This is a genomic window from Sphingomonas sp. CFBP 8760 (assembly GCF_014841615.1).
Lineage (GTDB): Bacteria > Pseudomonadota > Alphaproteobacteria > Sphingomonadales > Sphingomonadaceae > Sphingomonas.
In genome coordinates this window covers 337,852-350,594 of the sequence record NZ_JACYUG010000001.1, presented here as the reverse complement: position 1 = coordinate 350,594, position 12,743 = coordinate 337,852, and the positions used below count along the sequence as shown (strand labels likewise).

Here is a 12,743-nt window from a genome sequence, read left to right as displayed (position 1 = left end):
GATTCCATTGCGATTGTGGGGACCGGGATACTTGAACCCGGTGGCGTCGGGCGGCATGGCGGAGCGATGATACCGGAGATTGCATGATGCCGACGCTTATCGTCACGACGCGCACAGGGGAAGAACGCCAACTGGACGGCGAGGCGGGACTGTCGGTAATGGAGGTCATCCGTGACGGCGGCATCGACGAACTGCTGGCCCTGTGTGGCGGTTGCTGCTCGTGCGCGACCTGTCACGTCCATGTCGACGCCGCGTTCGTCGATCGCCTGCCGCCGATCGGCCCCGACGAGGACGATCTGCTCGATTCCGTCGGTGAACGGGACACGACCAGCCGGTTGTCGTGCCAGATCCCGTTTGATGACTCGCTCGACGGGATGCGCGTCAGGATCGCGGCGGAGGATTGACGGAAGGCCCGCCCGGCACCGCCGGTACGGGCCACGTCCGATCGATCGGACGTGGCCCGCCGGTCTGAACGATCGGGTCAGCCCAGCTTGGGCAGGCTGATGCCGTTGGTGGAATGGATGACGCCGTTCGCCTCACGCACGTCGGCGGGCTTGTCGACATAGCTCTTGTTGCCGACCGCATCGGTCAGCAGGATCGACCCGTTGTCGATCGTCGCGACCAGCGGCTGGCCGGACAGCGTCGTCAGCGTGGCCCGTCCGCCGCCGGCGGTGATCTGCGACTTGATCTGGTCGCTGGTCAGGGCGCCGGAGACGACGTGGTTCTTCAGGATCGTCGTCAGGCTCGCGACATTGGCGGGGGCCAGCAGCGTATCCAGCGTTCCCGCAGGCAGACGCGAAAAAGCCTCGTCATTGGGCGCGAACAGCGTGAACGGACCCGGGCCGCCGAGTTGCGCGTCCAGCTTCGCCGCCGTCAGCAGGCGCACCAGCGTGGCATGGGCGGGGATGCTGGGCAGTGCCTGGACGATCGTACCGGTGCCGACCGGAGCGGCGGCGGCCGTCGCGGGGGCGGCGGTGCCCGGTGCCGTCTGCGGCGTACCGGCGGGGGCGGTCGTCGTCGGTGCGCCCGTCGCCGGTGCAGTCTGCGGCGCGGTTGCAGGAGCGGCGGGTGCCGTGGTCTGCGCGGTGGCGATGGCGGGGGCCAGCATCAGGCCGGCGGTAAGCAGGAAGGTGGATCGCATACAAAGCTCCCGATCGTTGCGATGGTGTAACCGGCGGTTGACCGCGCAGGACGCGATTTTGTTCCCGAAACGCGACGATCCGCGCGCATATCGGGATCAGGCGCGACCCTGTTTCGCCTCGCCGAGGATACCGGCCAACAGCCTGAAATCGCTTTCCCGGGGCGAGGCACGGCGCCAGACCAGTGCGATCTGCCGCACCGCGTCGGCAGAGGCCAGCGGCCGGGCGGTGACGCTGGTATGGTCCAGGATACCCGCCTCGATCGCCATTTCCGGCAGCATGGTGATGCCCAGACCATTATCGACCATCTGGACGATGGTGTGGAGCGAGGTGCCCATCATCGTCGCCTCCGCCCGCGTCTCCGGCCGGTTGCAGGCGGCCAGCGCATGATCCTTCAGGCAGTGGCCATCCTCCAGCAGCAGCAGGCGGCTGCCGTCGATCGTGTCGTCGGTGATCGCCGCAGGCAGGCTGTCCGCCTCGGTGCCCTGAAACGCCATGAACAGGCGGTCGTCGAACAGCGGCGCCGACGCCACCTCGCCGCAGGCGAAGGGCAGGGCGAGGAGGACGCAGTCGGTACGGCCGTTCTGCAACCCTTCGCACGCGGCCGCGCTCGGTTCCTCGCGCAGGAAGAGGCGGAGGTCGGGATAGTCGGCGCGCAGTTTGGGCAGGATACGCGGCAGCATGAAGGGCGCGATCGTCGGGATCACGCTCATCCGCATGTCGCCGGTGAGCGGCCGGCCGGCGGCGCGGGCCAGGTCGCCCAGTTCGTCCGCCTCGCGCAGCACCCGCCGCGCCTTGGCGACGATCCGCTCGCCCAGCGGCGTGAAGCGGACGATGCGGCGCGTCCGCTCCACCAGCACCACGCCGATCAGCACCTCCAGATCGCGCAACCCCGCCGACAGCGTCGACTGGGTGACGAAACACGCCTCCGCGGCGCGGCCGAAATGACCATGGTCGTGCAGGGCGACCAGATACTGGAGTTGCTTCAGCGTGGGTAGGTAGGTGGCGGCCATCAGTGTCCCGCTACCCCAAGGGAGCCCTATCCATCAATGATAGAGGGCGCGCCACAATCCGAACAGGCTGGTGATGACGAGGATGACGCCGACCATGGTCAGCAATGTCTTCGCCGGCACCCGCTTCGCCAGCATCGCCCCGAACGGTGCCGCCAGCACGCCCCCGATCAACAGGCCCACCGTCGCGACGGTGAACGCCGCCCAGCCGAGCTGGGTCAGGAAGGTGATCGAGATGGTGAGCGTCAGGAAGAATTCGGCGGTGTTGACCGTGCCGATCGTGGTCCGCGGCGTCGCCCCCTGCACCAGCAGGTTCGACGTGACGACCGGTCCCCAGCCACCGCCGCCCGCCGCATCGAGGAACCCACCGGCCAGCCCCAGCGGCTCGACGATCCTCGGCTCCTTGGTGGTCGGCGCATGGCGCGCAGCGCGATACAGCAGATAGACGCCGATCCCGGCCAGATAGGCGAGGATGAACGGTTTCGCGACCGCGGCATCGATGTTGGACAGGACATAGGCCCCCAATACGCCGCCGATCACGCCGGGGATCATCAACCGCAGGAACAGTTTCCAGTTCACGTTGCGATGCAGGGTGTGGCTGATCCCGGATACCGCGGTGGTGAACGTCTCCACGGTATGCACGCCCGCCGACGCGGCGGCGGGCGGGACGCCGATCCACAACAGCGCGGTGTTCGAGATCACGCCGAACGCCATGCCCAGCGCGCCGTCCACCACCTGCGCGCCGAATCCGATGAGGATGAAGGGCAGGATGGCGGAAAAATCGAACGTCGCGAAATCGGGCATGGATATCCTTTCCGGGGGCAACGTGACCGTAGTGCGGAATATCCACAAGATAGATCGGCTTTATCCGATGCAGGCCCCGGTTCGCCGCGATGCTGGCAATTCGGGGGCCATCACCCTAGATCGGCGACAGGGCGCGATCGCAGCGCAAGGAAATACACTATGCCGAGCCGCCTCGTCGCCTATATCGATTCGATCCGCGCCCGCGATCCCGCGCCGCGCAGCCGGGCGGAAGTGCTCACCTATCCGGGTGTATGGGCGCTGGCGGGCCACCGGGTGGCGCACCGGCTGTTCCGGGCGCGGATGTTCCTGATGGCGCGGATCGTGAATCACGTCACGCGCGGCTGGACCGCGATCGACATCCATCCCGGCGCCACGATCGGTCGCAACTTCTTCATCGATCACGGCTTCGTCGTGATCGGCGAGACGGCGCAGATCGGCGACGACGTGACCATCTATCAATGCGTGACGCTGGGCGGGACCAGCCCCGACAACGGGGTCGCGGGCAAGCGGCATCCGACCCTGCTCGACGGGGCGATCGTGGGATCGGGTGCGCAGGTGCTGGGGCCGATCACCGTCGGGCGTGGCGCGCGGATCGGCGCCAATGCGGTGGTGACGCGCGACGTGCCCGACGGCGCGGTGATGGTCGGCATCCCGGCCCGGCCGACGATGGTGGAAGGCGGGGTCGCGCCCCGCCCGGATTTCCTGCCCTATGGTACCAAATGCTCCGAGACGTTCGATCCGGTGACGCAGAAGACCGAGCTGCTGCGGTGCGAGGTGGAGCAGTTGCGCAAGCGGCTCGACGCGCTGCTGGCCGAGCAGGCGGACGGGAAAGAGGCCGATCGGAGCCGGGATCGGGATCGGGATCGCGGCCGGGCCTGATGGGTGTCGTACCCTTTCCCGCGCGACGCGAGGCGCAGGTCGGTTTCGATCGCGGGGAGATGACCCGCATCCTCGATCTCTATGGACGGATGGTCGCCGCCGGCCACTGGCGCGACTATGCGATCGATCTGGGGCGTGAGGCGGCGGTCTTCTCCGCCTTCCGCCGTACCGCCGAGCGACCCGAGATCAGGATCGAGAAACGTCCCGCCCTGCGCCAGCGTCAGGGCATGTGGGCGCTGGTCGGGGAGGCGGGCGTCGTCCTGAAGCGCGGTCATGAACTGGGGCCGTTGCTGGCTCCGGTCGAACGACGGCTGATGAAGCTGGTCGACGGATAGGCCCCGCGACACAGCTACCCCCGACATAGCAAAAGGGGCGCCCGCCTTTATGGCGTACGCCCCGATCACGTCACCGGATCAGGCGATTACTTGCCGCCGCGCTGACGGCACTTGTCGTACTGACCCTTCTTGCAGACCGGATACTTCTCCAGCGCTGCGGGCGCGGGGAATGCCTCCGCCGGGCTGGGCGCGGCGCGGAACGTGGTCGGCGCACCGGGCGCACCGGTCGTGGCCGGCTGCGACGGCTGGTAACCGCCGACCGGATCGCCCGTGCTCATGCCGGCGGGCGACGCCGTGGTGGTGCCGGGCGTCTGGCCCGTGGTCTGGGCGGGCGCGGTACCGGCATCCTGCGCCATCATGCCGGGGTCGGCGGGGGCGGCAGGGTCCGCCGGGGTTGCCGGCGCGGCGGGGTCCGCGGGTGCGGCGGGATCGGACGGCGGCGTCGTCGGGGCGGTCTGCGTGGCCGGCGCGGTCTGCGTGGTCATGTCCTGTGCGATCACCGGCGTGGCGATCAGCGCCGTTGCGGCGAGAAGGATGAGCTTCATGGCGAATCTCCTGAGAATGTCGACGCGAACCGTGATTGTCCACGCCGCAGCCCAACGTTCCATGTCCGGAATGTGTCCGCTGTGGTACGATCGCCGCGATCCGCGTTGCGGGATCAGCCCTCCGAATCGAGCGCGTAGCCGGCGGAGCGTACCGTGCGGATGATGTCGGGCCGGTCGCCGACGTTGATCGCCTTGCGGAGGCGACGGATATGCACGTCGACGGTGCGGCTTTCGATGTCGCTGTCATGCCCCCATACCGCATCGAGCAACCGTTCGCGCGAGAAGACCCAGCCGGGATGTTCCAGGAAATGCTTGAGCAGCCGGAACTCGGTGGGGCCGAGCGCCACCGTCTCGCCGCCGCGCTTCACCTTGTGGCCCACCGTATCCATCTCGATATCGGCATAGTTGAGCGATTCGCCCGCCAGCCCCGGCCGCACCCGGCGCAGCACCGCACCGACGCGGGCGACCAGTTCGCGCGGGCTGAACGGCTTGGTGACGTAATCGTCCGCGCCCGTCTCCAGTCCCCGGACCCGGTCCTCCTCCTCGCCGCGGGCGGTGAGCATGATGATCGGCACGTTCTGCGTCTCCGGCGCGCGGCGCAGGCGACGGCATACCTCCAGACCGGAGATCACGCCCTCGATCATCCAGTCGAGCAGGACGATATCGGGCGTCCGCTCGCGCGCGATCAGCAACGCCTCCTCGCCGTCGGCGGTGTGGTGGACGTCGAAATCCTCGCGCCGGAAATGGAATTCGAGAAGTTCGGCGAGCGCCGCGTCGTCCTCGACCAGCAGCATGGTGACACGGGCCATCGGTTCAGTCCCATCAATTCAGTTCTGGCAATTCAGTTCTGGCAATTCAGTTCTGGTCGCCGCCGCGATCGCGGTCGGGCATCTGGGCGCCGGTCGCGGCGAAATAGACCATCTCGGCGATGTTGGTCGCCTGATCCCCGATCCGTTCCAGATTCTTGGCGACGAACAACAGGTGCGCGCACTGGCTGATCGTCGCGGGATTCTCGACCATATAGGTCACCAGCGTCCGGAAGATCGCGTCATAGAAATCGTCCAGCGCGGAATCGCTTTCTGACACGCGTACCGCCGCCGTCGCATCACGCGCGCCGAACGCGTCGAGCACGTCGTGCAACATCTCCGCCGCCATCCGGCCCATGGCGGGCAGGACGGAAACCGGCTCGATCCGGTGCTCGCTTTCGATCATCGGCACGCGCTTGGCGATGTTCTTGGCGTAATCGCCGATCCGTTCGACCACGCTGGCGATCTTCAGCGCGGCGACGACCTCGCGCAGGTCGACGGCCAGCGGCGCGCGCAGCGCGATGATCCGCACCGCCAGCCGCTCGACCTCCGCCTCGATCGCGTCGATCGCCTTGTCGCCAGCGCGCACCTCGGCCGCCAGTTGCAGGTCGGTGCGCTGCAGCGCCTGCATCGCCCGCGCGATGGCGTCTTCGGCCAGCCCGCCCATCTGGCTGATGAGCCCGCGCAACTGGCCGATATCGTTGTCGAATGCCTTGACGGTATGTTCCATCGTTCCCTCCGCCTTAGCCGTAGCGGCCGGTGATGTAGTCCCGCGTCCGTTCCTGAACCGGGTTGGTGAAGATATCCGACGTGGCGCCATATTCCACCAGCGTACCGAGGTGGAAGAACGCCGTCCGCTGGCTGACGCGCGCCGCCTGCTGCATGTTGTGGGTGACGATCGCGATCGCGTAGCGGCCGCGCAGTTCGTGGATCAGTTCCTCGATCCGCGCGGTGGCGATCGGGTCGAGCGCGCTGCACGGCTCGTCCATCAGGATCACCTCCGGATCGACCGCGATAGCGCGGGCGATGCACAGCCGCTGCTGCTGGCCGCCCGACAGCGCGGTGCCGCTGTCCGCCAGCCGGTCCTTCACCTCGTTCCACAGGCCGGCACGGGTCAGCGAGCGTTCGACGACCACGTCCAGATCGGCCTTGCCCCCGGCCAGCCCGTGGATGCGCGGGCCATAGGCGACGTTCTCGTAGATCGATTTGGGGAACGGATTGGGCTTCTGGAACACCATGCCGACGCGGGCGCGCAGCTGCACCACGTCCATCTCGGCGGAATAGATATCCTGCCCGTCGAGGCGGATGTCCCCGGTCACGCGGGCGGAGGCGACGGTGTCGTTCATCCGGTTCAGCGTGCGCAGGAACGTGCTCTTGCCGCAGCCCGACGGGCCGATGAAGGCGACGACGCGATCCTGTTCGATATCGATCGACACGTCGTGCAGCGCCTGTTTGGCGCCGTACGACACGTTGACGTTGCGCGCCGTCATCTTCGGGGACGGCATCTTGGGGTTTGCGTCGGTCACCAGCGTGTCTCGAATCGGTTGCGGAGGTAGATGGCGAACCCGTTCATCGCGAGCAGGAAGACGAGCAGGACGATGATCGCCGCCGAGGTCTTCTCCACGAAGCCGCGATCGACCTGATCGGACCAGAGGAAGATCTGGACGGGCAGCGCGGTGGCGGGGCTGGACACGCCGGTGGGCGGCGCGGCGATGAAGGCGCGCATTCCGATCATCAGCAGCGGCGCGGTCTCGCCCAAGGCGCGGGCCATGCCGATGATCGTGCCGGTCAGGATGCCGGGCAGGGCGAGCGGCAGCACATGGTGGAACACCACCTGGATCGGCGAGGCGCCGATGCCCAGCGCCGCGTCGCGGATCGACGGCGGCACCGCCTTGATCGCGTTCCTGCCCGCGATCACGATCACCGGCATCGTCATCAGCGCCAGCGTCAGCCCGCCGACGATCGGCGCCGACCGTGGCATCCCGAACGTGCCGAGGAGCACCGCCAGCCCGAGCAGGCCGAAGATGATCGACGGCACGGCGGCAAGGTTGTTGATCGATACCTCGATCAGGTCGGTCCAGCGGTTCCGGGGGGCATATTCCTCCAGATACAGCGCCGACAGGACGCCGATCGGGAAAGCCAGCGCCAGCGTGACGAGCATCGTCAGGAGCGATCCCTTGAACGCGCCCCAGATGCCGACGCGGGTGGGATCAGTGGCATCGGCCCCCACGAGGAAGCCGCGATTGAGGCCACGCGACACGACGCCGCGCTGGCTCAATCCGGCCAGTGTCGTCTCGGCCGCGGCGGTGCCTTGCCCCTTGGCGGCGACATCGAGGCCGCTGGCGGCGGGCAGGTCGAACGTCGCCCGGCGCGACAGCAACGACGGATCGGCCTTCACCGCATCGCGCACCCGCAGCCAGGCGCCGTCCGACAGGATCGTCGCATCGCCAAAGGCGCGGGCGGCGGCGGTGTCGACCGTCCCTTTCAGCCCTGCGCCCGCCAGCGCGAGATCGGCGCCGCGCCCCTCCATCTGCGCCGGCGTCACCGCCAGTCGCGCCGCGCCGAAATCGATCGGCACCGCGATCCGCGTTTCGGTGAAGCCGCCCAGCCCCTGCATCAGCATGGTGACGAGCAGAAAGGCGAGGAATCCCGCCGACATCACCACCGCCGCCAGCCCCATCAGGCGGAACCGCCGCTCGGCGGCGTAACGGCGGCGGATGCGGCGCTGCATCGACGTGGTCGACCAGTCGGTGGGGACGCGCGCCACGGGATCATGCGCCGTGCCCACGACCGGCGTCTGCGCGACGAGCGTATTACTCATAAGCTTCCCGGTAGCGTTTGACGACATGGAGGGCGACGATGTTGAGCAGCAGCGTGACGATGAACAACGTCAGCCCCAGCGCGAAGGCGGCGAGCGTCTTGGGACTGTCGAACTCCGCCTCGCCGGTCAGCAGGTCGACGATCTGGCGGGTGACGGTGGTGGTGCTGGCGAACGGATTGGCGGTGAGCGTCGCGACGCCGCTGGCGGCCATCACCACGATCATCGTCTCGCCGATCGCGCGGCTGATCGCCAGCAGGACGCCGCCGACCACGCCGGGCAGGGCGGCGGGCAGCAACACCTTGCGGATCGTCTCCGACGAGGTGGCGCCCATCGCCAGGCTGCCGTCGCGCATCGCGCCGGGCACGGCGGCAAGGCTGTCGTCGGCCATCGACGACACGAAGGGGATGATCATCACCCCCATCACCGCGCCCGCCGCCAGCGCGCTTTCCGACGACGCGCCGCCGATGCCGATCGACACCGCGAGATCGCGGACCGCCGGCGCCACCGTCAGCGCCGCGAAATAGCCGTAGACGACGGTCGGCACGCCCGCGAGCACTTCGAGAATGGGCTTCATCCAGCGCCGGGTGCGCGGCGCGGCATATTGGGTCAGGTAGACCGCGCTCATCAGCCCGAACGGGATCGCGACCGCCATCGCGATCACCGCACCGATGAAGAATGTGCCCCAGAACAACGGCACCGCGCCCAGCGACGCCCCCGGATCGCGCCCGTCGATCACCTGCGGGCTCCAGTGCGTGCCGAACAGGAAATCGGTGACGGGCACGATGCGGAAGAACCGCCCCGCCTCGTACAGCAGCGAGGCGACGATGCCGATCGTGGTGAGGATCGCGATCAGCGAGGCGGCGAGCAGCAGCCCCATCACGATCCGCTCCACCTTCGTCCGCGCGCCGAACCCCGGCCGCACCCGCGTGAAGGCGAAGGCGCCGCCGGCAAAGGCGAGCAGCAGCGACAGGCCCGTGGCGATCCAGTCATAGCGCGACTGCGCGGCGGCATAGGCGGGGGCGAGCAACCGTGACAGCTCGTTGAAGGCGCCATAGGCACGGCCCGCCCCCAGTTCCCGCGCCTCCGACAGGATCGAGGCGCGGTCGAACCCCGGCGGCGGCAGCCGTATCGCGACCGGGCTGGTCAGCACCGTCTCGGTCACCATCGCGGGCGACACGAGCGACCAGATCGCGAGGAATGCGAGCGGCGGCACCAAGGTCCACAAGGCGACGTACCAGCCATGGTGACCGGGCAGCGAACTGAACCGCTGCACGGTACCCGCCCCGGCGGTGCGGAAACCGCCCGCCCGCGCCCGCGCCGTCAGCCAGCCGATCAGCGCGAGGCCGATGACGACCAGGATGATGCCGATCCCGCTCACGACAGCGCCGCCGGATCGAGCGGGGTTTCGGTGGCGATCACCTGCGCGGCATGGGCGCGGACCGCGTCGGGCGCGGCGATCAGCCCCCGGCGCACCAGTGGCCCATCGGGCGTCCAGGCACCCGCATAGAGCTTCAGGAACGCGCGCAGGCCGGGGATCGCATTCAGATGCGCCTTCTTGACGTAGAGATAGAGCGGCCGCGATCCCGGATAGCGGCCGGCGGCGATCGCGGCATAGGTGGGCGGGACGCCATCGATCGGCACGCCGTTCACCACCTCGGCATTGGCCTCCAGATAACTGTAGCCGAACACGCCGATCGCATCGGGGTTGGATTGCAGTTTCTGGACGATCAGATTGTCGTTTTCGCCGGCGTCGACATAGGCGCCGTCCTCGCGCACGCGGGTACACAACGCCTTGTGCGCATCGGCATCCGATTTGGCGAGCGGCTTCGCGGCGGGGTTCGATGCCTCGCATCCCTTGGTCAGGATCAGTTCGGCCAGCGCGTCGCGGGTGCCGCTGGTCGCGGGCGGGCCATAGACCTGGATCGGGGTGGCGGGCAGCGCGGGGTTCACATCCGCCCAGGTACGCCGCTGATTGGGCTTGCCGTTCGGCGCGGCGGCGAGCGCGAGATAGAGATCGGTCGGGGTCAGCCGCATCTTCGGCCCGTTCTTCGCCTCCGCAAAGGCGATGCCGTCGATCCCGACCTGGATTTCCAGGATGTCGCGCACGTTGTTGGCGGCGCAGTCCTTGTACTCGCTGGCCTTCATCCGGCGCGAGGCATCCTCGATATCCGGGTGGGCCGCGCCGACCCCCGCGCAGAACAGCTTCATCCCCGCGCCGGTACCGGTCGATTCGATCACCGGCGCCTTGGCCTGCGGGTCCGATGCGACATATTGCTCGGCGACCATGGTCGTGAAGGGATAGACGGTGGATGATCCCACCGCGGTGATCTGGTCGCGCGCGCCGGCGCCGCCGCCGTTCGCCTGATCCTGGCACGCGACCAGCGGCATCATCAGGCCAAGGAGGAGAAGGCGGCGCATCGATCGTCCTGAAGGGAGCGGCGAGCCGCCCGGCGATCCGGCCTATGTGACCGTGGCGTTACTCTTTGATGACAGCGCCGGCGCCCGACCCGGCACCCGAACCGGCATTGGGTGTCGCGGGATGGGGCAGGGTGACGGTGACGGTGGTGCCGATCCCCGGCCGGCTCGCGATGTCGAGCCGGCCGCGATGCCGCTCGACGATGTGCTTGACGATCGCGAGGCCGAGTCCGGTGCCGCCCAGCGAGCGGCTGCGGCCGGGATCGACGCGGTAGAAACGCTCCGTCAGGCGGGGCAGGTGTTCGGAGGCGATGCCGTCGCCCTGATCGGTGACGACGATCGAGATCCCCGCCGCGACCCGCTCGATCCGCGCGACCACTGGCGTCTCCGCCCGGCCGTACTTCATCGCGTTGCCGATCAGGTTGTGGAACAGTTGCGACAGCTGTGCCCGGTCGCCGGCGATCGGCGGGACCGCGCCGGCCGTCACGCAGGTGACGTCCATCGCGCGCGGCGACCCGGAACCGCGCAACTCCGCGCATACCTCCGCCATCAGCGTGCCGAGATCGACCGACTGGTCGGGCAGGCGGAACTTGTCCGCCTCGATCCGCGACAGCGAGATCAGGTCCTCCACCAGACGCTGCATCCGCCGCGCCTCGGCCATCATGATCGTCAGGAAACGGCGGCGCAGCGCGGGTTCCTCGCCCGCCTCGTCGTCCAGCGTCTCGATATAGCCGAGGATCGAGGCGAGGGGGGTACGCAGTTCGTGACTGGCATTGGCGACGAAATCGACGCGCATCCGCTCCGCCGCGGCATGTTCGGTGCGGTCGTGCAGGTCGATCACGACCAAGCCGCCCGACGTGCCCGCCACCCGCATCGCCCAGTGCCGGTCGCGCGCGCCGATCCCGACCAGATCGACCGGCCGCCCGTCCGGTTGCGCCAGCGCGGCGGCGGCGGCGGGGTGGCGGATCGCGACGCGCGCATCCTCGCCCACCACATGCGCGCCCAGCACGTCGCGCGCGGCGCGGTTGGCCAGCACCACCCGGCCGCGATCGACCAGCAGCACCGCATCGCCGACCGCGTCCAGCACCTCGTCCAGCGGCGGCGCGGCCGGTGCGGGCAGGGCGGCGGAGGGCACGGTCTCGTCCCACCCCCGCGCCAGCAGGGCCGCCGCGATCCCGCCGACCAGCGCGATCGCCGGCCCTTCCCACCGGCCATCGACCACGAACACGCAGGCCGCCGCCCCCATGGCGGTGCCGAACGCCGGCAGGAGACCGCGCATCACCCGCTCCTGCCGAGCCGGCGGAGGGCGGGGAGCAGCCCGTCATAACCGTCGATCACCGCGTCCGCGCCGAGCTCCGCCGCCGGCCGGTCGAGGAAGCCGAAACTGCAGGCGATCACCGGCACCCCGGCCGCCTTGGCCGAGCGCACGTCGTAGACCGAATCGCCGATGAAGGCGGTGGTGGCCACGTCGCCATCGCAGCGGCGGATCATCTCCACGATCGGATCGGGCGCGGGCTTGCCCCGGCCCGGCCCCAGCGTGTCGCCGCCGATCACGGTGGCGAAGCGATCCGTCAGGCCGAGCGCGTCGAGCACGGTGACGGCATAGCCCTCCAGCTTGTTGGTCACCACCGCCACCGTGATGTCCATGTCGGCGAGCGCGTCGAGCGCGGCGAGCGCACCGGGATAGGGGGCGGTGAGCACGGTCATGTGCGCCTCGTAATAGTCGAGCAGGCGGCGATGCAGCAGATCGAGTTCCGCCTCGTCGCAGCCGCCCGTCCGGGCCATGCCCTGCGCCAGCATGTGGCGGGCGCCGCCGCCGATCATCGGCTTGATCTGATCGACCGTCAGTTCGGCACGGCCGGCACTGGCCAGCGCATGGTTCACGGCGGCGGCCAGATCGCCGCTGGTGTCGAGCAGCGTGCCATCCATGTCGAAGCCGACAAGGGAAAAGGGAAAGCCTGTCATGGCGGCATGCGTGCCAGCGGCCCT

At 68.9% G+C, this 12,743-nt stretch carries 15 protein-coding genes; 3 read left to right on the top strand and 12 right to left on the bottom strand.

The annotated features are described in order from the left end of the window. Positions 1-86: 86 nt before the first annotated feature. A complete protein-coding gene (locus IFT82_RS01670; protein WP_192124292.1) occupies positions 87-404 on the top strand; it encodes a 2Fe-2S iron-sulfur cluster-binding protein in 318 nt (105 codons plus the stop codon). A 77-nt stretch (positions 405-481) separates the two neighbouring features. Here the strand turns inward: IFT82_RS01670 and IFT82_RS01665 are convergent, their stop codons facing one another. The 3 genes from IFT82_RS01665 to IFT82_RS01655 form a co-directional block, all read right to left on the bottom strand. Continuing rightward, positions 482-1,141 carry a fasciclin domain-containing protein gene (locus IFT82_RS01665; RefSeq protein ID WP_192123766.1) on the bottom strand — a complete coding sequence of 220 codons (660 nt, stop codon included), beginning with the start codon at positions 1,139-1,141 and terminating at the stop codon, positions 482-484. A gap of 96 nt (positions 1,142-1,237) precedes the next feature. After that, a complete protein-coding gene (locus IFT82_RS01660) occupies positions 1,238-2,152 on the bottom strand; it encodes a hydrogen peroxide-inducible genes activator (RefSeq protein WP_192123763.1) in 915 nt (304 codons plus the stop codon). A 33-nt stretch (positions 2,153-2,185) separates the two neighbouring features. Continuing rightward, entirely contained in the window at positions 2,186-2,953 is a 768-nt protein-coding gene (locus IFT82_RS01655) for a sulfite exporter TauE/SafE family protein (protein ID WP_192123761.1), read from the bottom strand. 159 nt (positions 2,954-3,112) lie between these two features. On the opposite strand from IFT82_RS01655, the gene epsC reads away from it, so the two are divergent. Together epsC and IFT82_RS01645 are read left to right on the top strand one after the other, a co-directional pair. Beyond that, positions 3,113-3,832, top strand: coding sequence for a serine O-acetyltransferase EpsC (gene epsC / locus IFT82_RS01650; RefSeq protein ID WP_192123759.1), 720 nt, complete (start codon positions 3,113-3,115; stop codon positions 3,830-3,832). Beyond that, positions 3,832-4,167, top strand: a complete 336-nt coding sequence (locus IFT82_RS01645) for a DUF2794 domain-containing protein (protein WP_192123757.1) — start codon at positions 3,832-3,834, stop codon at positions 4,165-4,167. The genes epsC and IFT82_RS01645 overlap by 1 nt, the downstream gene beginning before the upstream one ends. 86 nt (positions 4,168-4,253) lie before the next feature. Here IFT82_RS01645 and IFT82_RS01640 read toward each other — a convergent pair whose 3' ends face one another. The 9 genes from IFT82_RS01640 to IFT82_RS01600 form a co-directional block, all read right to left on the bottom strand. Beyond that, positions 4,254-4,712, bottom strand: a complete 459-nt coding sequence (locus tag IFT82_RS01640; RefSeq protein ID WP_192123755.1) for a hypothetical protein — start codon at positions 4,710-4,712, stop codon at positions 4,254-4,256. 113 nt (positions 4,713-4,825) lie between these two features. Further along, entirely contained in the window at positions 4,826-5,521 is a 696-nt protein-coding gene (gene phoB, locus IFT82_RS01635; protein ID WP_192123753.1) for a phosphate regulon transcriptional regulator PhoB, read from the bottom strand. A gap of 46 nt (positions 5,522-5,567) precedes the next feature. Beyond that, positions 5,568-6,248 (bottom strand): phosphate signaling complex protein PhoU, encoded by a 681-nt coding sequence (gene phoU, locus IFT82_RS01630; RefSeq protein ID WP_192123751.1) that lies wholly within the window; start codon positions 6,246-6,248, stop codon positions 5,568-5,570. Between the two features lie 13 nt (positions 6,249-6,261). Then, positions 6,262-7,044, bottom strand: coding sequence for a phosphate ABC transporter ATP-binding protein PstB (gene pstB / locus IFT82_RS01625; protein WP_192123749.1), 783 nt, complete (start codon positions 7,042-7,044; stop codon positions 6,262-6,264). After that, positions 7,041-8,339 carry a phosphate ABC transporter permease PstA gene (gene pstA / locus IFT82_RS01620; protein ID WP_192123747.1) on the bottom strand — a complete coding sequence of 433 codons (1,299 nt, stop codon included), beginning with the start codon at positions 8,337-8,339 and terminating at the stop codon, positions 7,041-7,043. The genes pstB and pstA overlap by 4 nt, the downstream gene beginning before the upstream one ends. Further along, on the bottom strand, positions 8,332-9,717 hold the full coding sequence (gene pstC / locus IFT82_RS01615) for a phosphate ABC transporter permease subunit PstC (RefSeq protein WP_192123745.1): 1,386 nt from the start codon (positions 9,715-9,717) through the stop codon (positions 8,332-8,334). The genes pstA and pstC overlap by 8 nt, the downstream gene beginning before the upstream one ends. Beyond that, the gene (locus IFT82_RS01610) at positions 9,714-10,757 is read right to left on the bottom strand and encodes a substrate-binding domain-containing protein (protein WP_192123743.1); all 1,044 of its coding nucleotides are present in this window, start codon (positions 10,755-10,757) and stop codon (positions 9,714-9,716) included. Before IFT82_RS01610 ends, pstC begins: the two co-directional genes overlap by 4 nt. Before the next feature lie 58 nt (positions 10,758-10,815). Continuing rightward, positions 10,816-12,033 (bottom strand): sensor histidine kinase, encoded by a 1,218-nt coding sequence (locus IFT82_RS01605; protein WP_192123740.1) that lies wholly within the window; start codon positions 12,031-12,033, stop codon positions 10,816-10,818. After that, the gene (locus IFT82_RS01600) at positions 12,033-12,719 is read right to left on the bottom strand and encodes an HAD hydrolase-like protein (protein ID WP_192123738.1); all 687 of its coding nucleotides are present in this window, start codon (positions 12,717-12,719) and stop codon (positions 12,033-12,035) included. The genes IFT82_RS01605 and IFT82_RS01600 overlap by 1 nt, the downstream gene beginning before the upstream one ends. Positions 12,720-12,743: the final 24 nt, after the last annotated feature.

What these genes read in the sequence shown, in the direction of transcription:
- phoU (WP_192123751.1), bottom strand. Translation starts at nt 6,248, where the DNA reads ATGGAACATACCGTCAAGGCATTCGACAACGATATCGGCCAGTTGCGC.
- pstA (WP_192123747.1), bottom strand. Translation starts at nt 8,339, where the DNA reads ATGAGTAATACGCTCGTCGCGCAGACGCCGGTCGTGGGCACGGCGCAT.
- IFT82_RS01655 (WP_192123761.1), bottom strand. Translation starts at nt 2,953, where the DNA reads ATGCCCGATTTCGCGACGTTCGATTTTTCCGCCATCCTGCCCTTCATC.
- IFT82_RS01660 (WP_192123763.1), bottom strand. Translation starts at nt 2,152, where the DNA reads ATGGCCGCCACCTACCTACCCACGCTGAAGCAACTCCAGTATCTGGTC.
- epsC (WP_192123759.1), top strand. Translation starts at nt 3,113, where the DNA reads ATGCCGAGCCGCCTCGTCGCCTATATCGATTCGATCCGCGCCCGCGAT.
- IFT82_RS01610 (WP_192123743.1), bottom strand. Translation starts at nt 10,757, where the DNA reads ATGCGCCGCCTTCTCCTCCTTGGCCTGATGATGCCGCTGGTCGCGTGC.
- IFT82_RS01670 (WP_192124292.1), top strand. Translation starts at nt 87, where the DNA reads ATGCCGACGCTTATCGTCACGACGCGCACAGGGGAAGAACGCCAACTG.
- IFT82_RS01640 (WP_192123755.1), bottom strand. Translation starts at nt 4,712, where the DNA reads ATGAAGCTCATCCTTCTCGCCGCAACGGCGCTGATCGCCACGCCGGTG.
- IFT82_RS01600 (WP_192123738.1), bottom strand. Translation starts at nt 12,719, where the DNA reads ATGACAGGCTTTCCCTTTTCCCTTGTCGGCTTCGACATGGATGGCACG.
- phoB (WP_192123753.1), bottom strand. Translation starts at nt 5,521, where the DNA reads ATGGCCCGTGTCACCATGCTGCTGGTCGAGGACGACGCGGCGCTCGCC.
- IFT82_RS01605 (WP_192123740.1), bottom strand. Translation starts at nt 12,033, where the DNA reads ATGCGCGGTCTCCTGCCGGCGTTCGGCACCGCCATGGGGGCGGCGGCC.
- IFT82_RS01645 (WP_192123757.1), top strand. Translation starts at nt 3,832, where the DNA reads ATGGGTGTCGTACCCTTTCCCGCGCGACGCGAGGCGCAGGTCGGTTTC.
- IFT82_RS01665 (WP_192123766.1), bottom strand. Translation starts at nt 1,141, where the DNA reads ATGCGATCCACCTTCCTGCTTACCGCCGGCCTGATGCTGGCCCCCGCC.